Origin of the sequence: Streptomyces resistomycificus (assembly GCF_001514265.1) — a bacterium.
In the GTDB taxonomy this organism is placed as follows: Bacteria; Actinomycetota; Actinomycetes; order Streptomycetales; family Streptomycetaceae; genus Streptomyces; species Streptomyces resistomycificus.
In genome coordinates, this window is sequence record NZ_KQ948989.1 from 602175 (window position 1) to 622074 (window position 19900).

The window sequence follows — 19900 nt, forward strand, 5'->3', positions numbered from 1 at the left end:
GCCACCAGCCCGGATCCGGACTCGAATGCCATGCCCCGTTCCCGCGCCTTCCCCACCGCCCTCGCCGGAGTCGGCGTCGCCCTGCTCGTCGGCTGCTCCACGGGCGGCGGAGCGACTCAGGAGCCCGTCACCCCACAGGGCGCGATGACGTCCATGACGAGTTCCGTGCCCTCCGCCACCTCCGCCCCCTCGGCCGCCGCGACGCCCGCTTCGACTTCCTCGCAGCCCACTCCCGACAGGACCGACCCCCGGACCGAGACCGCTCAGCTCACCATCCCGGCGATCGGCGTGAAGAACCTGCAGGTCGTTCCCTACGAGGGCACGACGGACGACGCGCCGGGCACCCGTATCCAGGACCGCGGCCTCGCCGCGAGCCCCTACGGCGAGCAGGGCGGCGTCGGCCCCGGCGAAGTCGGCAACTACCTCGTCACGGCCCACCGCCTCTCCGCGGGCGGCCCACTGCGCCTGCTCCCGGAGCTGGAGGAGGGCGCCCGTGTCCAGGTGACGGCGGGCGGGACCGTCTACGAGTACGTGATCACCGAGTCCAGAAAGACCTCCTTCCGCTCGGCCGACTCGCTGGCCGAACAGCGGGCGGAGGTCCCGGGGCATCCGGGCAGACAGCCCAGCGAAGCCATGATCACCCTCTCCACCTGCCTGACCCCCGAGGACAACGCGGCCGGGAACTTCTGGCGTGACGACAGGGGCAACCCCGAACACCGCGCCGACAAGATCGGCGTACTGGTCTCCTCGCGGACAGCGTCGAGCAGCCCCTGAGGGCTCACCGCTCGGGCAGCCATTCACTCAGGGCGTCGATGAGCCGGTCGAGGGCGGGCCGGTCGGAGGAACGGTCCGTGATCACCGTGCGGCCCTCGAAGCTCAGCGTGTACTGGAACAGGTCCCGCGCGCCCTTGTCCCTCGTGACCGCCGGGACCTCGTCGAGCGCCGGATCCGCGAGCAGCGTGCGCACCTCCCTGAACCGGTCCGCGCCGACCTCGCGCACCTGGGGTTCGCCCCTGTCGCCGGTGTGGACGGTGCTGTCGCCGCGGAGGATCAGCTGTCGGTCGACGCCTGCGACGCCGCCGCTGACGGTCAGGGTGACCAGCTTCTGGTCGGGGCCGGTGACGGGCACGGGCGACGGGCTTCCGGAAGGAGAGCGGGACACGGAGGGCGTGGGCGCGGGCGGGGGCAGGGACACCGAGGCGGAGGGCAAGGGTGCCAAGGAGCCGGCGGACGTCGTCGCGGCGCTCACCTCCGGCTCCGCCGCGCCCCCGTCGCTCCCGTCGGTGCAGCCGACCAGAGCCGACACGCCGACCGTGCACACCAGCGCCGCCACCGCGGCCGTTCCTCTGACGGACACAGCGCCCCTCACCCGCTCGATCGTTGCGACTTGCCTGTCCGTACCACGGAACCGTCCGTTCCGGCCCGCTGAAGACAGCCGCCCACCGAGCCCCGGGACGGAGACGGAATGCCGGGGTGCCAAACGCACGGACGTTCCGCACCCCGGCCCCCGCGTCAGGCGTCCGCGCCGGCGCGCCGCCCCACGAGCTTCCTCACCCACGGCCAGGCCAGCAGCACCACGATCACCGCGTACACGGTCACCGCGAACGGCGTGTCGACCAGCCCGCTGACACTCCCGTCGCTGATCTGCAGGGCCCTCCGCAGCTGCTGTTCGGCGTTCGGACCGAGGATGACGCCGATCACGGCGGGCAGGACCGGCAGACCGTAGCGCCGCATGCCGAACCCGATCAGGCCGATGACCAGGAGGATCACCAGGTCGACGACCTCGCCGCCGACCGCGTACGCACCGACCGCCGCGAAGAAGAGGATGCCCGCGTACAGATACGGCCGGGGGATGCGCAGCAGCTTCGCCCACACCGGTGCCAGCGGCAGGTTGAGCGCGAGCAGCAGCACCATGCCGACGAAGAGCGAGGCGATCAGGCCCCAGACCAGATCGGGTTCCCGCTCGAAGAGCAGCGGGCCCGGCTGGATGCCGTACTGCTGGAAGGCCGCCAGCATGACGGCCGCGACCGCCGTCGTCGGCAGGCCCAGGGTCAGCATGGACACCAGCGTGCCCGCCGCCGAGGCCGACGCCGCCGACTCCGGTCCCGCGACGCCCTCGATGGCGCCCTTGCCGAACTCTTCCTTGTGCTTGGAGAGGCGCTTCTCCGCGACGTACGACAGGAAGGTGGGGATCTCCGCGCCGCCCGCCGGGATCGCGCCGAACGGGAAGCCGATGAACGGCCCGCGCAGCCACGACTTCCAGGTACGCCGCACATCGGTGCGGCCCAGCCACGGCCGGCCCACCGGGATCGGCTCGCCCGGACTGCGCCGCAGGTGCGCCGCCACCCACAGGGCCTCGCCGATCGCGAAGAGACCCACCGCCACGATCACCACGTCGACGCCGTCGGCGAGTTGGAGGGAGCCGAAGGTCAGGCGCTGCTGCCCGGTCATCTGGTCGAGGCCCACCAGGCCGATCGTCAGACCGATCAGCAGGGAGGCCAGGCCCCGGATCCGGGAGGAACCCAGCACCGACGTCACCGCGATGAACGCCAGCACCATGATGGCGAAGTAGTCCTGCGCGCCGATGTCGACCGCGAGGTCGGCGACCGTCGGCGCCAGCGCGACCAGCAGGATCGTGCCGATCAGACCGCCCGCGAAGTGACCGATGGCGGCCGCCGCGAGCGCCTGCGCGCCCCGCCCCGCCTTGGCCATCGGGTTGCCCTCCATGGCGGCGACCACGGCAGCGCTCTCACCGGGGGTGTTGAGCAGGATGGAGGTGGTCGAACCGCCGAACATCGCGCCGTAGTAGATGCCCGCGAACATGATGAACGCGGCGATGGGGTTGAGGCCGTACGTCACCGGCAGCAACAGCGCCACCGCCATGGCGGGCCCGATGCCGGGCAGCACGCCGATCGCGGTGCCGAGCAGCACACCGAGGGCCGCCCACAGCAGGTTCACCGGGGTGAGGGCCGTACCGAAGCCGTCCATCAGGGAGTTGAGGGCGTCCATGTCACAGCACTCCCATCAGCGGGCCGCCGGGCAGCGGTACCCCGAGCAGGTTGTTGAAGACCGCGTAGGTGGCGAGGGAGAGGACGGCCGCGATGAGCGGGTCACGGTCGAGGCGACGGCTGCCGAGCGCGAAGGCGGCTCCCCAGAACAGCAGGGCGCCCGCGACCGGGAAGCCGACGGGTTCGATGAGGACGGCCGCGCCGAGGAAGACCCCGGTGAGCAGCAGGACCGTACGCCAGTCGGCCGGTTCGGACAGGTCGACGTCCTCGCCGGTCTCGGCCTGGCCGCGCCCTCCGCGCAGTACGTCCATGGCGAGCAGGGCGGCGACCACGAGCAGTCCGACGCCGACCACGACCGGCACGGTCCTGGGCCCGACCGGGCCGCGCTGGGTGATGTCCACGTCCATGGTGAGCGCGTCGGTCAGGACCAGCACGCCGAGCGCCAACAGCAGGACGCAGACGCCGAGTTCGGAGTGCTCGCGCAGCCAGGAACGGCGATCGGCCGTCTCCGCCGCCGGGGTGTCGGTCTGTGTCGTCACAGTCCCAGCTCCTTCAGCACCGAAACCACGCGCTTGTCCTGGGCCTCCAGGAAGTCGCCGAACTTCTCGCCGGTGAGGAACGCGTCGTCCCAGCCGTTCTGCTTCATCGACTTCTGCCACTCCGGCGAGTCGTGCAGTTCCTCGATCAGCCGGGTGAGCTTGTCGCGTTCCGCCTCGGACAGGCCGGGCGGGGCGACGATGCCACGCCAGTTGGTGAAGTCGACGTCGTAGCCGGACTCCCTGAGCGTGGGCGCGTCCAGCTCCGCCACGCGCTCGGGGCCGGTCACCGCGAGCACCCGCAGCTCGCCCGCCTTGATCTGGTCGAGGTACTCGCCGACCCCGGACACCCCGAAGGCGACCTTGCTGCCGAGGATCGAGGCGAGCAGTTCGCCGCCGCCGTCGAAGGGGATGTAGTTGACCTGCTTCGGCGCGATGCCGGCGGCCTCGGCCATCAGCATCGGGGCGAGGTGGTCGGGCCCGCCGGGCGACGACCCGCCGCCCACCGGCAGCTTGCCGGGATCCTTCTTCCAGGCGCCGACCAGCTCGTCGATCGTCTTGTACGGCGAGTCCTTGGCGACCACCACGACGTCCTGCTCCTCGGTGAGCCGGGCGATCGGGGTGGTGTCGGCCAGCGTCTTCGGCGCGTCGTTGGAACGGACGGCGCCCACCACACCGAGGCCCATGGACATGGCGAGCTTGCCGTTGCCGTGCTCGCTCACCAGCCGGCTCAGACCCACGGTGCCGCCGGCGCCGGGCAGGTTGAACACCTCGATGTTGTGTGTGAGCCCGGCGTCCTCGGCGTTCTTCGCAGCCGTCCGGGCCGTGATGTCGTAGCCGCCACCGGGCGTGTTGGGGACCATGAGGCGCAGGCCCGGGATCTGTGTGCCGGTCTCGGACCCACTGCCGCCCGTGAGCAGCGGAGGTCCCACGAGCACGAGCACGGCGGCCCCGAGCAGGGCGAGGGGAGTGCGCAGACGCACGAGTGCCACCACCTGTCGGTACGTCGATGAGATGCGGGTAGGCCCTGTGGGGGGAGGGTGATGTGGGCCACATGCTGCCCCCAGGGCGACGATCTGTCCCGCTTGCGGAAGCAACGGAGGTTGTGGTCTTTGTGGCCAACGGCAGGTCAGCGGCAAGCCCCTGCACGTCAGTGGAGAGCCCCGGCAGGTCAGTGCCAGCCACGACAGGTCAGTGCCAAGCCCCCGGCGGGCCCCCGCCGGTCGGTCACCGGCAGCCGCCCGTCGGCCGGTCACCGGCAGGCCCCCTCGGTCACCGGCGTCGCTGACGGCCGCAGGCGTCTTTCCCCGGCGGCGGACGGGCGCCATGATGGCGCCCGTGGTGGCCGTTTTCCGTCGTCAGACCCTCGCGGGGGAGATGCTGGTGCTCCAGCTCGCCATCGTCGTGATGGTGCTGCTGGCCGTCGCCGCGGTCTCCCTCGCCCAGTCCGGGGCGACCTTCGACCGGGTCGAGGGCCGGCGTGTGGTCGCGCTGGCCGAGCAGCTGGCCGCCAACCCGCTGGTGCGCAGCCAGCTGCCACGGCCCGCGCCGCAGGAGGCTTTGGCCGCGCTGGTGAACTCCACGCAGACCCAGTCCGGGGTCACCTCGGTGACCGTCGCCGACGCCGACGGCCGGATCGTCAGCTCCACCAACCCCACGGCGATCGGCGCCCGGCTGACCCTCGGCGGGGGCGCGGAGGAGGGGCGGGGCTGGTCCGGTGCGCTGACGGTGGACGGCGGCCGTGAACTCGTCGCCCAGGTGCCCGTGCTCGGTGCCACGCAGGAGCACCTGGGACAGCATTTGGGCACCGTGATGATCGGCGAGGCGGATCCGACGGTGTGGCAGCGTCTCAGCGGCGCCTCCTCCTACCTCCTCGCCTACCTGGGCATCGCCAGCGGAATCGGCGTGGCCGGCTCCTGGCTGCTGGCGCGGCGCGTCAAACGGCAGACCCTCGGGCTGGAACCGCGCGAGATCGCGGGGCTCGCCGAGCACCGGGAGGCGATGCTGTACGGCATCGCCGAGGGCGTGATCGCGCTCGACCCGCAGCTGAGGCTCACCCTGGTCAACGCGATGGGCCGACGGCTGCTCGGTCTGCCCGAGGACTGCGTGGGCCACAGCCTCGCCGAACTCGGCGTCGAGGGGCGGCTGCGGGACGTGCTGGCGGGCGAGCGGGGCGGCCCGGGCGACGCCCGCCGTGACGAGGTCGTCGTCCGGCACGGCCGGGTGCTGGTGATGAACCGGATGACGGTCACCAAGGACGGTCGCCCGCTCGGCTCCGTCACCACGCTGCGCGACCGAACCGAACTGGCCCGGCTGGAACGTGAGATCGGCTCGTTCCGCAGCTCCTCCGAACTGCTGCGCGCCCAGGCCCACGAGTTCGCCAACCAGCTGCACACCATCTCCGGGCTGATCCAGATCGGCGAGCAGGACGAGGTCGTGCGCTACATCCGGGCGCTCAGCCGGCGCCGCCAGTCACTGGACGTCTCGCTCAGCCGCCGGGTCCGTGACACGGCCGTCGCCGCCCTGCTCATGGCGAAGTCCTCCCTGGCCGCCGAGCGCAGGGTCAGCCTGCGGATCTCGGACCGCACCGCACTCGACCGGCTCACCCCGGAGGACGCCGCCGACGTGGCGACCGTGGTCGGCAACCTGGTCGACAACGCCGTGGACGCGGCCGCCGCTTCGGCCTCGGCCTCGGTCCCGGCCTCCGCTTCGGGCTCGGGCTCGGTCCCGGCCTCCGCTTCGGGCTCGGTCCCGGCCTCGGCCTCGGCTTCGGACGGGGCAGGCGCCGACGACGCCTGGGTCGAGGTCGAGCTGCGTCAGGACGCCTCAAGTGTGGAGATCGTGGTCCGCGACTCGGGGCCCGGCGTCGCGCCCGAACTCGCCCGGGAGGTGTTCGTGCACGGCTTCACCACCAAGGCCGCCCGCGAAGGCGAGCGCGGCATCGGTCTGGCGCTCACCCGGCTGGTCTGCGAGCGTCACGGGGGTGAGATCTCGGTGACCAACACCCCGGACGGGGCCGTGTTCACCGCACGCATGACCGTCAGCCACCTCACCGACGCGGTGGCGGAAGGAGCACCACGATGACGATGACCGGTACGCCCGGCCCGGCCGACACGATCGACGTGCTCGTCGTCGACGACGACTTCATGGTTGCCAGGGTCCACCGCACCTTCGTCGAACGGGTCGAGCCGTTCCGGGTCGTCGGCGTGGCCCACTCCGGCGAACAGGCCGCGCGGGCCGTCGACACCCTGCGTCCGGACCTCGTCCTGCTCGACCTGTATCTGCCGGACCTCTTCGGCCTGGACGTCATCCCCAGGCTGCGCACCGCGGGCCACGACTGCGACGTCATGGTCATCAGCGCGGCACGGGAGGCGGACACGGTACGCGGCGCCGCCCGGCACGGCGTGGTCGACTACCTCCTGAAGCCGTTCGACTTCGAGGACCTGCGCGTCCGGCTGGAACGTTACGCCGTCCAACGCGGCAGGCTGCTCGCCGCCGTGGTGCGCAGCCAGGCCGACGTCGACCGGGTGCTGGCGGGCGCGGCCGTACCGACGTCGGCCACCGGAACGCTGCCCAAGGGCATGAGCGTGGAGACCGCCGAGCTCATCGAGCGCACGCTCCGTGGCGCGGAGGGTTCCCTCTCCGCCGCCGAGTGCGCCACCCTCGCCGGTGTCTCCCGCGTCAGCGCCCGCCGCTACCTGGAGCACTTCCACTCGGTCGGCAACGCCGAGGTGTCCCTCCGCTACGGGTCGACGGGCAGGCCCGAACGCCGCTACCGGTTCCGGGGACGGCCCGCCGGACTGCGCCCGGGGGACGAGGCCCGCGTCTGACCCGCCGGACGGCGCGGGTTCGCCGAAGCGGGAGGGGGCCGTACGCCGGTGGGCCCATGCGTCCGGCCCTCACGGCAGCAGCCGCCTCTCCTTGGCGACCGCCACGGCGCCGGACCTCGTCTCCACGCCCAACTTGCCGTAGATCCGCCCGAGACGGGTCTTGACCGCCGCCTCGCTGATGAACAAAGCGCGTGTGATCTCCCGGTTGCCGAGCCCCCGCGCGAGCTGGCCCAGGATCTCGTGCTCGCGCGCGGAGAGGGTGGGGCGCGGGCTGCGTAGCCGGGTCATCAGCCGGTCGGCCACCGGGGCGGACAGGGCCGTGCGGCCGGACGCCGCGTCGCGGATCGCGGTGAACAGTTCGTCGGGCTGCTCCGCCAGCGGACATGCTCGCGGGCCGCGTCCGGGTCCGTGTCCCAGACACGTCCGGCGGCCAGGAGGAGCATCCGCTGGCTGGACAGCCCCTGCGCGAGGGTGTCGTGGATCTCGCCGGAGAGCCGCTGGCGTTCCGCGAGGACGCCCGCCCGCCGTTCGGTGACCGCGAGTTCGTGACGGGCACGGACCAAATCCTCGATCAGGACACGCTGCCTGGCCCCCTGACGCTGCAGATGCACCATCACGGCGGTGGCGACCGCGGCGAGGGCCGGCGGGGCGACGACCATGTTGGGGTTCAGCGAGCCCTCACTGACGCGGACTTCGGAGGCGACGACCAGCGCGGTGAGCACGGCGGCCACCGGCACCGCGATGCGCGGGGGCAGGGCGTGCAGACCGGTGAACAGCAGTGGCATCGCGCACCAGGTGGCGCTCGGTGCGAGTACCAGCAGGACGATCCACACGGCGGACACCGAGCCCAGCCACACCAGATGACGTGTGGTGGGCGGCGAGCCGGGGCTCGGGGCCGGAGCCAGGAAGTGCCCCAGGACGTACACCAGGCAGAAGCCCGCGAAGAGTCCCACCACCCAGCCGGTGTGCGCCCCGCCGTGGTCGCGGGTCAGGAAACGGGTGAACGAGGAGCCGAGCAGCAGGAAGAACGCGCCGTGAACGACTGCGCCCAGCCAGCGTTCTTCCGGATCGGTGTGTCTCATCCTCTGTGTCTAACGCCTCGGTCCCGGCACCGCATCAACCGATCGGCTGACCCGGCCGTCCCTCGAACCTCAGCCGGACCGCACCCGGTCGGCCGAACCGCCCGAAGCCTTCCCGCCCCCACACTTGAACCAGCCCCGGACCACTCGGCCCCACCCCTCGAAGAGCGGCCAGCGACCCGGGCCCAGCGACGCAGCCACCCAGACCAGCCACCCAGACCCAACGACCGAGACCCCAGCGGCCCACATCGCAGCGACCCAAACCCAGCGACGCTGGGTCCCAGAGCCGGCAGCCCACGGATCAGCCTCCACCCCGCCAGCCCCCGCCCCGACCCTCCTGGAAGGCAACCCGCCATGGCCACCAAGAAACCCACCGTCAACCGGGCCGCCCTCGGCCACCGCATCGGCTACGCCCTGCGCCACCCCGACCGCGTCCCCCGTCACCTGGCCCGAGCCACCCGAGACCTGTGGCTGCGCCACCGCCACCCCGACCACGTCTCCTACTACCGCGCCGTGATGCGCTCCGACACCCGGGCCGACCCGGACGCGGCGGTCGGCAGCCGCAACCGTGAGCGGTGGCTCGCGCTGGGGGCGATGCAGTTCGACTACCTGATCGGCCACGGTCTGCGCCCCGAGCACCGCATGCTGGAGATCGGCTGCGGCAACCTGCGGGGCGGCTGGCGCTTCATCCGGCACCTGGAGCCCGGGCACTACTACGGCATCGACATCTCGCCCGACATCCTCATCGCCGCGCAGGACACCATCGTGGAGATGGGCCTGCGCGGGCGGCTCCCCTTCCTGACCCCGGTCCGCGACCTGACGCTGCGGTTCCTGCCCGACGCCCACTTCGACGTGGTGCACGCCCACAGTGTCTTCTCGCACTCGCCCCTTCCGGTCATCGAGGAGTGCCTCGCCCACGTCGGCCGGGTGCTCGCGCCCGGCGGGTGGTTCGACTTCACCTTCGACCGCACGGAGAGGGAGGAGCACCACGTCCTGAGGGAGGACTTCTACTACCGCACCGAGACCCTGGTGGCCCTGGCGGAACGGCACGGCCTGCGGGCCCGCTTCATGGACGACTGGGAGGAACTCCCGCACGGTCAGTCCAAGATCCGGGTGACCCACGGCCCCTGACCCAGGCTTCCGCGGCCGAGCCCCGGCGGTGCCCGCCGCCGTGAACAGGCGGCCGAGCCCCGGCGGTGTCTGCCGCCGTGAACAGCCCGGGGCTCGTACGCTGCTGGGCGTCGCATCCCGGCGTCGGCGGGCCACGGGAGCGGCGCTGCGAGGAGGAACATGCGGGTACGCAGGGGCAGGTTGCCGGCCGTGGCCGTGGCCGCGGTGATGGGCGTGCTGCAGGCCGTGGTGGCCTGTGCGGGGCCCGGAACAGTGGTGGACGAGGCCGACGGAAAGAGCGCGTCGCCGCCGGGCGTGCGGTTCGACGCGGAGGTCGCGCTGGCCGACGGCCGGCGGGTGGGCCTGTCGTACGCCGCCGGACGCGGGCTCCTGGAGCGGCACCGGGACGCCGGATCGGCGACCTGGAGCGAGCCGCACGTCGTGTACGGGACCAGGGCGGACCCGTGCCAGAGCATGACGGCCAAGGCGTTCGAGGACACGGTCGCCGTCATCGCGGACTGGGGCCCCTACTGTTCGGACGGCGAACCGCCGATGGAATCGGTCGCCGCGGTCGGCACCGGCAAGGACCTGTCCCGGTGGGACACCGATCTCACCAAGGAGTTCGACGGCTGGGAGAAGGTCACCGCCGACGGCGACTCGCGGCAGCTGCTCTTCACACGGGTCTCCACGCAGTGGCTGACACGGCTGCGCTGGAGCCGGACGGAGGGGTTCGCGGAGGTCGAGGAGGTCCCCCGCTGAGCCCCTTCGGCGACGTTCATCGTCGTCAGGGGGTTGTCCGCACAAACCCGGGCGCCTAGGCTCACACGCGGCAAGCGCTTTCTATGTGCGTCCGCAAGTTGTCCGAGGAGTACCGCATGCCCCCGCTCCCAGCCCGCCGTCGCGTCGCCGTCGTCGGGACCGGCGCCATCGTCGGCGGCAGTCACCTGCCCGCCCTGAGAGCCCACTCCGGCCGGGTGGAGCTGGTGGCCGCGGTCGATGTGGACCCGGACAGGCTCGACGCCTTCCGGGAGCTGGCGGGCGAGGACGTCGCCGGGTACACGTCGATGGACGCGATGCTGGACGCCGTACGCCCCGACCTGGTCCTCATCGGCACGCCGCCGTCCCTGCACCGGGAGCAGACGGTCGCCGCGCTGAAGGCGGGCGCCTGGGTGCTGTGCGAGAAGCCGCTGACCCTGTCGCTGGCCGAGTACGACGAGATCGCGGCGGCCGAGGAGGCCTCGGGTGCCTACGCCTCCGTCGTCTTCCAGCACCGCTACGGGTCCGGTGCCGCGCACGCCCGCGAGCTGATCGCGAGCGGTGAGCTGGGCGCCCCTCGGGTCGCGCACTGCCAGACCACCTGGCACCGCGACGCCGCGTACTACGCGGTCCCGTGGCGGGGGAAGTGGTCCACCGAGGGCGGCGGCCCGACCATGGGGCACGGCATCCACCAGTACGACCTGCTGCTGCACCTGCTCGGCCCGTGGTCGGAGATCCGGGCCATGGCGGCGCGCCTGGTCCACGACACCGAGTCCGAGGACGTCTCGACGGCTCTCGTGCGGTTCGAGAACGGCGCCCTGGCCACCGTCGTCAACAGCGTGCTCTCGCCGGACGAGGTGAGCCGCCTCCGGATCGACTGCGCGGACGCCACGGTCGAGCTCACCCACCTCTACGGCCACCGCAACGACGACTGGGTCTACACCCCGGCCCCGCATGTGCCCTCCGAACGCGCCGAGGCCTGGCGCAACCCCGCCTCGGACGTGCCCAGCTCCCACACCGCGCAACTGGGCGCCCTCCTCGATGCCCAGGACAACGGTGTCAGGCCGCCGAACAGCGGTCCCGAGGCCCGTGGCACCCTCGAGTTCGCCGCCGCCCTCTACAAGGCCGCCTTCACCGGCAGCCCGGTGCACGCGGGGGAGATCGCACCAGGCGACCCGTTCTACCCGGCCATGCACGGCGACCACCCCCACTGGGCCCCCAAGGAGCGCGCATGAGCATCCGCGTCAGCCACGTCCACGGCGAACACATCGCGGTCCAGGCGGCGGACGGCACCGAGATCCTCCGCTACGTCTACCGGCCCGACCCGGACGCCTTCGAGTCCCGCAAGCCCTACGCCCATCCGGTACGCACGCTCGGCGGCCGCACCGTCACCGGGTACCGACCGAACGACCACCGCTGGCACAAGGGCCTGCAGATGACCGCGAGCCATCTGTCCGGCCAGAACTTCTGGGGCGGCAACTGCTATGTGCACGGCGAGGGTTATCTGCCCCTGCCCGAGCGCGTCGGCTCGATGCGGCACGACGGTTTCCCCGAGTTCACCGTGGAGGAGGGCCGGCTGGCCTTCACCGAGGAGCTCACCTGGGTGGAGAACGGCGGCGCGCGATGGGCACGTGAGGAGCGTGGTCTCGCCGTGCACTCGGTCGACGAGGAGGCCGGCTCCTGGGTGCTCGACTGGTCGATCCGCCTCACCAACCTCCGCGACGAGCCCCTCGCCTTCGGCTCGCCCACGACCGCGGGCCGCGAGATGGCCGGCTACACCGGACTGCAGTGGCGCGGCCCGCGCGACTTCACCGGGGGAACCGTCTTCGCCCCGGGCGCCGACGTCGACGCCGACAAGCTGATGGGCACCCAGAGCCCCTGGCTCGCCTTCACCACCCAGCACGACGAGGTCGACGCGCACAGCACACTCGTCTTCGCCCACGCGCCCGAGAACCTCGACGCCGGGCGGGCCGTCCACGAGTCGCACTGGTTCGTGCGTTCCCAGCCGTTCCCGACGGTCGCGTTCTCCTGGGCGTTCTTCGAGGAGTTCGAGCTGCCGCCCGGCGAGTCCTTCGCGTACCGCTACCGGCTGGTCGTCGCCGACGGGGCCTGGGACCGGGAGCGGGTGGAGAAGCACCTGGAGGGCCTGTCGTGGTGAGCGAGTCCGCGCGGGCCGAGCCCGCCCTCCCGCACCCCCTGCCCGGCGCGGTCGGTCTGTCCCACCTGAGCGCGTACGACTGGGAGGCCGCCGACGGGGTGTGCGGCGGCAGCCCGCACCTGCACCTGGTGTGCACGGAGGCGTACGTCGTCACCGGAGGCAGCGGCGCGGTCCAGACACTGAGCCCCGACGGCTACCGGGACATCCCCCTGAAACCGGGTTCGGTCGCCTGGTTCACGCCGGGCACCGTGCACCGTATGGTCCAGGGCGGCGATCTGCGCATCACCGTGCTGATGCAGAACAGCGGTCTGCCGGAAGCCGGGGACGCCGTCTTCACCTTCCCGGCCGAGATCCTCGCCGACCCCGACCGGTACGCGGCGGCGGCCACCCTGCCGCCCGGCACCGGGCCCGACACCGAGGCGGCGGCGCGGCGCCGCAGGGACCTCGCCGTCGAGGGCTACCTGACCCTGCGCGAAGCCCTGGTCGCCGGGGACGGCGGCCCGTACCGGGAGTTCCAGCGTGCCGCCGCCCGGCTGGTGCGCGCCAAGGTGCCGACCTGGCGGGAGCTGTGGCGGGCCGGCCCGCTGGCCACCGCCGAACGCACCGGCGTCCAGCTCGACGCGCTGGCGGCGGGCGAGCCGGCGTACCTCGACGAGGCCACCGCACACGAGACCGCGCCCACCCGGCTCGGCGGCTTCGGCATGTGCGGGCGGCGCGACGAGTACGCGCTGCCGGGGACCACGTTGCCGCACCAGGCCGAGTAACAGGACCGGCGCGGGAACCGGGCGAGGTCTTCGGACCCCGGATGAGGCTCTTCGCCGACATGCTGAGCGTGGGCCTCGCGACGGCGGTGGCCTGTCTGCCGCTGGTCACCGCCCCGGCCGCGCTGTCGAGCGCGTGCGCGGTGCTGCGGGGTGCGGGGGAGGGGCAACCCGCCACCGCCGGAAGGTACTTCACGGTGCTGCGGCGCCGGCTGCGGGCCGGTGACCTGGCGGCGGGGGCCGTCGCCCTCGCGGGAGCGCTGCTGTTCGCCGCGGACCTCGCGTTGGCGGGGGCGGGGCTGCCGGGGGCGCCGCTGTTCGCGGTGGTGGCCGCGGCGGTCGGCGCCAGCGCCCTGGTGGTGGGTCTGCGGGCGTGTGCGCGCCCCGAGTCCCTCACCGACTGGCGGGCGGCACTGCGCGCGTCCGCGCGGGACGCCGTCGCGGATCCGGGCGGGTGTGCCCTGGTGCTGCCGGCGGTGGCGACGGCCGCCGTGTGCGCCTGGACGCTGGTGCCGCTGGCCTTCCTCGCCCCGGGACCGCTGGCGTTGGCGCTCACCGCCGTGGACGTCCGAGGAGCGGGTAGATCCAGGACCTGACGGCCCATTAGGGGACCTGCGGTGTAAAAGGGGGACGGGGTGTCGAACATCTTGTCATGAACCTGCGGCTCGACGGGCGGGCCGCGGTCTCATGGAGGTGTGGAATGCGCCGCAGACTCGCCACCGCTCTCGGCTCCTCGACCCTGGCCCTGATCACCGTCGTCGGCACCGCCGCGGTCGCCGACGCCGCCCCCGCCGACAAGCCGCAGGTCCTGTCCAACTGGACCCAGACCACCGCGTCGAGCTACAACGCCTGGGCCGCGGCCCGTGCGAACCAGTCCGCCTGGAGCGCGTACGCGTTCGACTGGACCACCGACTACTGCTCCTCCTCGCCGGACAACCCGTTCGGCTTCCCCTTCCAGATGTCCTGCGCCCGGCACGACTTCGGCTACCGCAACCACAAGGCGGCGGGCGTTTTCAGCGCCAACAAGAGCCGCCTCGACAGCGCCTTCTACGAAGACCTCAAGCGGGTGTGCGCCGGCTACGGCGGCGGGACGAAGACGTCCTGCAACAGCACGGCGTGGACGTACTACCAGGCCGTGAAGGCCTTCGGCTGAGGAAGTGCGTCCGGTCGGGCGCTGCGCCCGACCGGACGCACTTGCTCAGTCCGCCGCGCGGAACGAGCGCAGCCGCAGCGAGTTGCCGACGACGAACACCGACGAGAAGGCCATGGCCGCCCCGGCGAGCATCGGGTTGAGCAGTCCGGCCGCGGCGAGCGGCAGCGCGGCCACGTTGTAGGCGAAGGCCCAGAACAGGTTGGAGCGGATCGTGCCGAGCGTCCTGCGGGCGAGCCGCACGGCGTCGGCCGCGGTGCGCAGGTCGCCCCGCACCAGCGTGAGGTCACCCGCCTCGATCGCGGCGTCCGTGCCCGTCCCCATGGCCAGTCCCAGATCGGCCTGGGCGAGGGCCGCCGCGTCGTTGACACCGTCACCGACCATCGCGACCGAACGGCCCTCGCGCTGAAGCCTCTTGACGACGTCGACCTTGTCCTCGGGCAGCACCTCGGCGATGACGTCCCCGGGCGCCACGCCGACCTCACGGGCCACCGACTCGGCCACCGCCCGGTTGTCGCCGGTCAGCAGGATCGGGGTCAGCCCCAGGGCGCGCAGCCGCGTGATCGCCTCGGCGCTGGTCTCCTTCACCGCGTCGGCGATCTCCAGGACCGCCCGCGCCTGCCCGTCCCAGGCGACGACGACGGCCGTACGTCCGGCGGCCTCGGCCTCCTCCTTGGCCAGACCCAGCTCGGCCGGCAGTTCCATGGCCCAGTCGGCGAGCAGCCGTTCGCGGCCGGCGAGAACCGCGTGGCCGTCGACAACGCCCTGCACCCCCAGGCCGGGCACGTTCGCGAAGTCCCCGGGCGCGGGCAGCGACCCCAGCTTCTCCAGCGCTCCCCGGGCCACCGCGCGGGCGACCGGGTGCTCGGAGGCGTGCTCCAACGCCCCCGCCAGCCGCAGGACCTCGGCCTCTTCGGTGCCCTCGGCGGTGTGGACGGCCAGCAGGGTCATGCGGCCGGTGGTCACGGTTCCCGTCTTGTCGAGGACGACGGTGTCGACCTTGCGCGTCGACTCCAGTACCTCCGGGCCCTTGATGAGGATGCCGAGCTGCGCGCCGCGGCCGGTGCCGACCAGGAGCGCGGTCGGCGTGGCCAGCCCGAGGGCGCACGGGCAGGCGATGATCAGCACGGCCACGGCCGCGGTGAACGCCTCGGCCGCGTCTGCGCCGTTGCCGAGCCAGAACCCCAGGGTGCCCAGCGCGAGCGCGATCACGACCGGCACGAACACCCCCGAGATCCGGTCGGCGAGCCGCTGCGCGGCGGCCTTGCCGTTCTGCGCGTCCTCGACCAGCTTCGCCATCCGGGCCAGCTGGGTGTCGGCGCCCACACGGGTCACCTCCACCACGAGCCGACCGCCCGCGTTGACCGTCGCACCGGCGACCGGGTCGCCGACCCCGACCTCCACGGGTATGGACTCGCCGGTCAGCATGGAGGCGTCCACGGCGGACGAGCCCTCGACGACCGTGCCGTCGGTGGCGATCTTCTCGCCGGGGCGGACCACGAAGCGGGTGCCGACCTCCAGATCGCCGACCGGGACGCGCCGCTCGCGCTCGCCGTCGAGGACCGTCACGTCCTTCGCGCCCAGTTCCAGCAGCGCCCTCAGCGCGGCGCCAGCCTTGCGCTTGGATCGGGCCTCGAAGTAGCGCCCCGCCAGGATGAAGGCGGTGACGCCGGCCGCGGCCTCCAGATAGAGGTTTCCGGCGCCGTCGCCACGCGCGATGGTCAGCTCGAAGGGGTGGGTCATGCCGGGCGTCCCCGCACTCCCGAGGAACAGCGCCCACAGCGACCAGCCGAAGGCGGCCGCCGTGCCGACCGAGATCAGAGTGTCCATCGTGGCCGCGCCGTGCCGGGCGTTGGTGAACGCGGCCCGGTGGAAGGGCCAGCCGGCGTAGGTCACCACGGGCGCCGCGAGCGTCAGCGACAGCCACTGCCAGTACTCGAACTGGAGGGCCGGGACCATGGCCATCGCGATGACGGGCACGGCCAGCACCACGGCGGTGACCAACCGCTCGCGCAGCGGCCGGAGTTCGTCGTCCGGCGGCCTCTCGTCGCTCTCGGGCTCGGGCGGCGCGGGTTCCTCCGCCGTGTAACCGGTCTTCTCGACGGTGGCTATCAGGTCCCGCACCAGGACGTCCCCACGGTGGCTGACCCTGGCCTTCTCGGTGGCGTAGTTGACGGTGGCGGTGACGCCGTCCATCCGGTTGAGCTTCTTCTCGACACGCGCCGCGCACGAGGCACAGGTCATGCCGCCGATGACGAGCTCCGTCTCGACGCCGGTGCCGCTCGTGGTGGTGGTCATCGCTGCTCCTCTGGTCGTCCCCGCCGCGGATCCAGGACCCGCGGTCGACACGGATACGGGGTGGGGGTATCGTGCGTCCCATCTCCTGTATACCCCCAGTGGGTATGTGGAGCAAGTTCTCCCAGAGCTTGACTTGATACCCCCTAGGGGTATCGTGAGCTGTATCGAGGCCTCGCCGGAGCCCGGGGCCGTGTCTCCGAGGAGCCGACCATGCATGCCGGACTGAAGATCACCACGTTCGCCGCCGCGCTCGCCGCGACCTTCGGCACCGCCTACGGCGTGGGCAAGGGCCTGGACCCCGTGGTGGAGGACAGCGCCGCGCCCCCGCGGCACGAGAGTCATCGCGAGGCGTCGCCGTCACCCGGTGGCGGCGGTGGTCACGCGGAGCACGAGTCGCAGCCCGCCGGCGGACTGCAGATCTCCGAGCGGGGCTACACCCTCGACCTGCGGACCCCGCAGGTCACGGCCGGGCGCGCCACGGACCTGAGCTTCGTCATCCGGGACGACAGCGGTCGAGCGGTCACCGCCTACCAGCGCGAACACGACAAGGAACTGCACCTCATCGTGGCCTCACGCGACCTGGTCACCTACCGCCACCTGCACCCCACCCGTGCCGCCGACGGCACCTGGAGCATCCCCGTCGACCTGCCCCGCGCGGGCGGCTACCGGGTCTTCGCCGACTTCACCCCGGCGAGCGAGCCCGCCGAGAACCTCACCCTCGGCGCCGACCTGGCGGCCTCGGGAGCCTACGAGCCGCAGCGCCTGCCGGCGCCGGACGCCACCACCCGGGCCGACGGCTACGAGGTCGAACTGGACGGCGCCCTGCGCCCGGGCCGGGCGAGCGAGCTGACCCTCAAGGTCTCCCGGGACGGTGAACCCGTCACCGACCTCCAGCCCTACCTCGGCGCCTACGGCCACCTGGTGGCCCTGCGCTCCGGCGACCTCGCCTACCTGCACGTCCACCCGAACGGCGAACCCGGCGACGGCGCCACCGACCCCGGCCCGGCCGTCTCGTTCACCGCCACGGCGCCGAGCGGTGGCACCTACCGGCTCTTCCTCGACTTCAAGCACGACGGGAAGGTCCACACCGCGGCGTTCACCGTGCGGGCGGGGACGGCGGGAGACGGCGCACCGACGGCCGTCCCCGAGTCCTCGGACGCCCATGAGGGCTCGGACAGCCACGAGGGATCGGACAGCGACGCGTCTCCGGACGCGCGGGAGCCTTCGGGCGCGCACGGGCACTGACGCTCAGGGCGGCACCGCACTTGCCGCAGCTCCGCTCAGCCGAGCGCACGGTCCAGGTTGAAGGCCGCGCTGATCAGGGCGAGATGGGTGAAAGCCTGGGGGAAGTTGCCCTGTTGCTCGCCGGTGTGGCTGATCTCCTCGGCGTACAGGCCCAGATGGTTGGCGTAGGTGAGCATCTTCTCGAAGGCCAGCCGCGCCTCGTCGATCCGGCCGGCGTGGACCATCGCCTCCACGTACCAGAACGAGCAGATGGAGAACGTGCCCTCGTCACCGCGCAGTCCGTCGGGGCTCGCCAGCGGGTCGTAGCGGTAGACGAGGGAGTCGGACACCAGGTCGTGGGTGAGCGCGTCCAGTGTGGACAGCCACTTGGGGTCGGTCGGCGCGATGAACTTCGTCAGCGGCATCATCAGGACGGCCGCGTCCAGCACGTCACCGTCCTCGTGCTGCACGAACGCCTGGCGGGTCTCCGACCAGCCCCGCTTCATGATCCGCCGGTAGATCGTGTCGCGGGACGCCTGCCAGCGGGGCAGGTCGGCGGGCAGTCCGCGGCGGTTGGCCATGCGGATGGCCCGCTCGACGGCCACCCAGCACATCAGTCGCGAGTACAGGAAGTTCTTGCGGCCGCCGCGGGTCTCCCAGATGCCCTCGTCGGGCTGGTCCCAGTGCGCGCACACCCACTCCACCAGCGCGCACACGTCGTCCCACTGGTCGCTGGAGATGGGCTTGGCCCACTTGTCGTAGAGGTAGATGGAGTCGATCAGCGCGCCGTAGATGTCCAGTTGCAGCTGTTCGGCGGCGTCGTTGCCGATCCGGACCGGCGCCGAGCCCTGGTGTCCCTCCAGGTGGGCGAGTTCACGCTCGGGCAGTTCGGTGCGGCCGTCGATGCCGTACATGATCTGCAGAGGTCCCGACGGCTTGCCGTCACCCGGGCTGATGTGCCGGGTCAGGAAGTTCATGAACGCCTCGGCCTCGCCGGTGAAGCCCAGGCGCAGCAGCGCGTACACGCAGAACGCGGCGTCGCGCACCCACACGTACCGGTAGTCCCAGTTGCGCTCGCCGCCCAGTTGCTCGGGCAGGCTCGTGGTCGGCGCGGCCACGATCGCGCCGGTCGGCGCGTAGGTGAGCAGCTTCAGGGTGAGGGCCGAGCGGTGCACCATCTCCCGCCAGCGGCCACGGTACTTGGACGCGGACAGCCAGCGTCGCCAGTACGCGACCGTGGTGGTGAACTGTTCCTCGGCCTCGGTCCGCGCGCACCGGCGGGGCTCCACCTCCCCGCCCACCTGGTCCAGTGCGAACACCGCCGACTCGCCCCCGGCGAGCTTGAAGTCGGCCCTCGCGTCCGGGCCGTGGGTCTCCAGCGGCACGGTCGCGGTCAGCCCGAGGGACAGCCCGGCGGACTCGAAGAGCGCGACGTCGCCCACCATGCGGACGGTGTGCGGGCTGGCCCCGTAGTCGAACCGGGGCGCCACCCGGGCGCGGAACGGGATGGAGCCGCGCACGCACAGCACCCGCCGGATCAGCCGGTGGCGTTCCGACTCCACCGAGTCGCCGTCGACCGGCATGAAGTCCTGCACCTCGCCGACGCCGTCCTCGGTGAAGAAGCGGGTGATCAGAACGTTGGTGTCGGGGAAGTAGAACTGCTTGGTGCGGGCCGGCACGGTCGCCGCCAGCTCGAAGCAGCCGCCCTTCTCGGCGTCCAGGATCGAGGCGAAGACGCTCGGGGCGTCGAAGGAGGGGCAGCAGTACCAGTCGATCGTGCCGTCGGTGCCGACCAGGGCCACGCTGCGGAGGTCGCCGATCAGACCGTGCTCGGCGATCGGCAGATAGCCCGCTCGGGACGTGTACTGGGTTTCGTCCATCGCAGCCTCCCGGGCCCGACGCGCGGCTCTGCCTCAGCCTCAGCTTAGGGGCGCGAGTGCGGTGACGTGGGGGAGACGGAAAGGGCCGCTTGCCTAAACCCATTAGGTAG

General features: G+C 72.3%; 17 protein-coding genes and 2 pseudogenes. 11 read left to right on the forward strand and 8 right to left on the reverse strand.

Going from position 1 to position 19900, the window contains the following annotated elements:
• The first annotated feature begins 30 nt into the window (after window positions 1-30).
• Window positions 31-774, forward strand: a complete 744-nt coding sequence (locus AQJ84_RS07790; RefSeq protein WP_078632433.1) for a class E sortase — start codon at window positions 31-33, stop codon at window positions 772-774.
• A gap of 4 nt (window positions 775-778) precedes the next feature.
• Here AQJ84_RS07790 and AQJ84_RS07795 read toward each other — a convergent pair whose 3' ends face one another.
• The 4 genes from AQJ84_RS07795 to AQJ84_RS07810 form a co-directional block, all read right to left on the reverse strand.
• A complete protein-coding gene (locus tag AQJ84_RS07795) occupies window positions 779-1357 on the reverse strand; it encodes a hypothetical protein (protein WP_051870289.1) in 579 nt (192 codons plus the stop codon).
• A 155-nt stretch (window positions 1358-1512) separates the two neighbouring features.
• Complete coding sequence (locus AQJ84_RS07800) at window positions 1513-3009, reverse strand: tripartite tricarboxylate transporter permease (RefSeq protein WP_030045078.1); 1497 nt, start codon at window positions 3007-3009, stop codon at window positions 1513-1515.
• Between the two features lies 1 nt (window position 3010).
• Window positions 3011-3547 (reverse strand): tripartite tricarboxylate transporter TctB family protein, encoded by a 537-nt coding sequence (locus AQJ84_RS07805; RefSeq protein WP_030045079.1) that lies wholly within the window; start codon window positions 3545-3547, stop codon window positions 3011-3013.
• On the reverse strand, window positions 3544-4527 hold the full coding sequence (locus AQJ84_RS07810; protein WP_030045080.1) for a Bug family tripartite tricarboxylate transporter substrate binding protein: 984 nt from the start codon (window positions 4525-4527) through the stop codon (window positions 3544-3546). Before AQJ84_RS07810 ends, AQJ84_RS07805 begins: the two co-directional genes overlap by 4 nt.
• Before the next feature lie 355 nt (window positions 4528-4882).
• Between AQJ84_RS07810 and AQJ84_RS07815 the strand changes: the two genes are divergently transcribed.
• Both AQJ84_RS07815 and AQJ84_RS07820 read left to right on the forward strand, forming a co-directional pair.
• Window positions 4883-6628: a sensor histidine kinase gene (locus tag AQJ84_RS07815; protein ID WP_374935032.1), complete on the forward strand. Its 1746-nt coding sequence runs from the start codon at window positions 4883-4885 to the stop codon at window positions 6626-6628.
• 2 nt (window positions 6629-6630) lie between these two features.
• Entirely contained in the window at window positions 6631-7374 is a 744-nt protein-coding gene (locus tag AQJ84_RS07820) for a response regulator (protein ID WP_051870292.1), read from the forward strand.
• A 69-nt stretch (window positions 7375-7443) separates the two neighbouring features.
• Here the strand turns inward: AQJ84_RS07820 and AQJ84_RS44930 are convergent.
• Window positions 7444-7749: pseudogene (locus AQJ84_RS44930) on the reverse strand (response regulator transcription factor); the annotation flags it as partial.
• 2 nt (window positions 7750-7751) lie between these two features.
• A pseudogene (locus AQJ84_RS45085) lies at window positions 7752-8456 on the reverse strand (histidine kinase); the annotation flags it as partial.
• A 351-nt stretch (window positions 8457-8807) separates the two neighbouring features.
• On the opposite strand from AQJ84_RS45085, the gene AQJ84_RS07835 reads away from it, so the two are divergent.
• From AQJ84_RS07835 to AQJ84_RS07865, 7 genes are all read left to right on the forward strand, one after another.
• A complete protein-coding gene (locus AQJ84_RS07835) occupies window positions 8808-9584 on the forward strand; it encodes a class I SAM-dependent methyltransferase (RefSeq protein WP_053190650.1) in 777 nt (258 codons plus the stop codon).
• A 159-nt stretch (window positions 9585-9743) separates the two neighbouring features.
• Window positions 9744-10322: a hypothetical protein gene (locus AQJ84_RS07840; protein WP_030045089.1), complete on the forward strand. Its 579-nt coding sequence runs from the start codon at window positions 9744-9746 to the stop codon at window positions 10320-10322.
• A 116-nt stretch (window positions 10323-10438) separates the two neighbouring features.
• Window positions 10439-11554 (forward strand): Gfo/Idh/MocA family protein, encoded by a 1116-nt coding sequence (locus tag AQJ84_RS07845; protein WP_030045090.1) that lies wholly within the window; start codon window positions 10439-10441, stop codon window positions 11552-11554.
• Entirely contained in the window at window positions 11551-12477 is a 927-nt protein-coding gene (locus tag AQJ84_RS07850) for a DUF6807 domain-containing protein (RefSeq protein ID WP_053190652.1), read from the forward strand. The genes AQJ84_RS07845 and AQJ84_RS07850 overlap by 4 nt, the downstream gene beginning before the upstream one ends.
• Window positions 12471-13241: a cupin domain-containing protein gene (locus AQJ84_RS07855; RefSeq protein ID WP_053190654.1), complete on the forward strand. Its 771-nt coding sequence runs from the start codon at window positions 12471-12473 to the stop codon at window positions 13239-13241. Before AQJ84_RS07850 ends, AQJ84_RS07855 begins: the two co-directional genes overlap by 7 nt.
• A 41-nt stretch (window positions 13242-13282) precedes the next feature.
• A complete protein-coding gene (locus AQJ84_RS07860) occupies window positions 13283-13834 on the forward strand; it encodes a hypothetical protein (RefSeq protein WP_053190656.1) in 552 nt (183 codons plus the stop codon).
• Between the two features lie 104 nt (window positions 13835-13938).
• On the forward strand, window positions 13939-14391 hold the full coding sequence (locus tag AQJ84_RS07865; protein WP_030045095.1) for a phospholipase: 453 nt from the start codon (window positions 13939-13941) through the stop codon (window positions 14389-14391).
• A 45-nt stretch (window positions 14392-14436) separates the two neighbouring features.
• On the opposite strand, the gene AQJ84_RS07870 is transcribed toward AQJ84_RS07865, so the two are convergent.
• The gene (locus AQJ84_RS07870; protein ID WP_053190658.1) at window positions 14437-16686 is read right to left on the reverse strand and encodes a heavy metal translocating P-type ATPase; all 2250 of its coding nucleotides are present in this window, start codon (window positions 16684-16686) and stop codon (window positions 14437-14439) included.
• Between the two features lie 210 nt (window positions 16687-16896).
• Here AQJ84_RS07870 and AQJ84_RS07875 point away from each other — a divergent pair, with 210 nt between their 5' ends.
• Window positions 16897-17931: a hypothetical protein gene (locus AQJ84_RS07875; RefSeq protein ID WP_079022626.1), complete on the forward strand. Its 1035-nt coding sequence runs from the start codon at window positions 16897-16899 to the stop codon at window positions 17929-17931.
• A 35-nt stretch (window positions 17932-17966) separates the two neighbouring features.
• Here the strand turns inward: AQJ84_RS07875 and AQJ84_RS07880 are convergent, their stop codons facing one another.
• The gene (locus AQJ84_RS07880) at window positions 17967-19790 is read right to left on the reverse strand and encodes a glycoside hydrolase family 15 protein (protein ID WP_030045100.1); all 1824 of its coding nucleotides are present in this window, start codon (window positions 19788-19790) and stop codon (window positions 17967-17969) included.
• Between the last annotated feature and the right edge of the window lie 110 nt (window positions 19791-19900).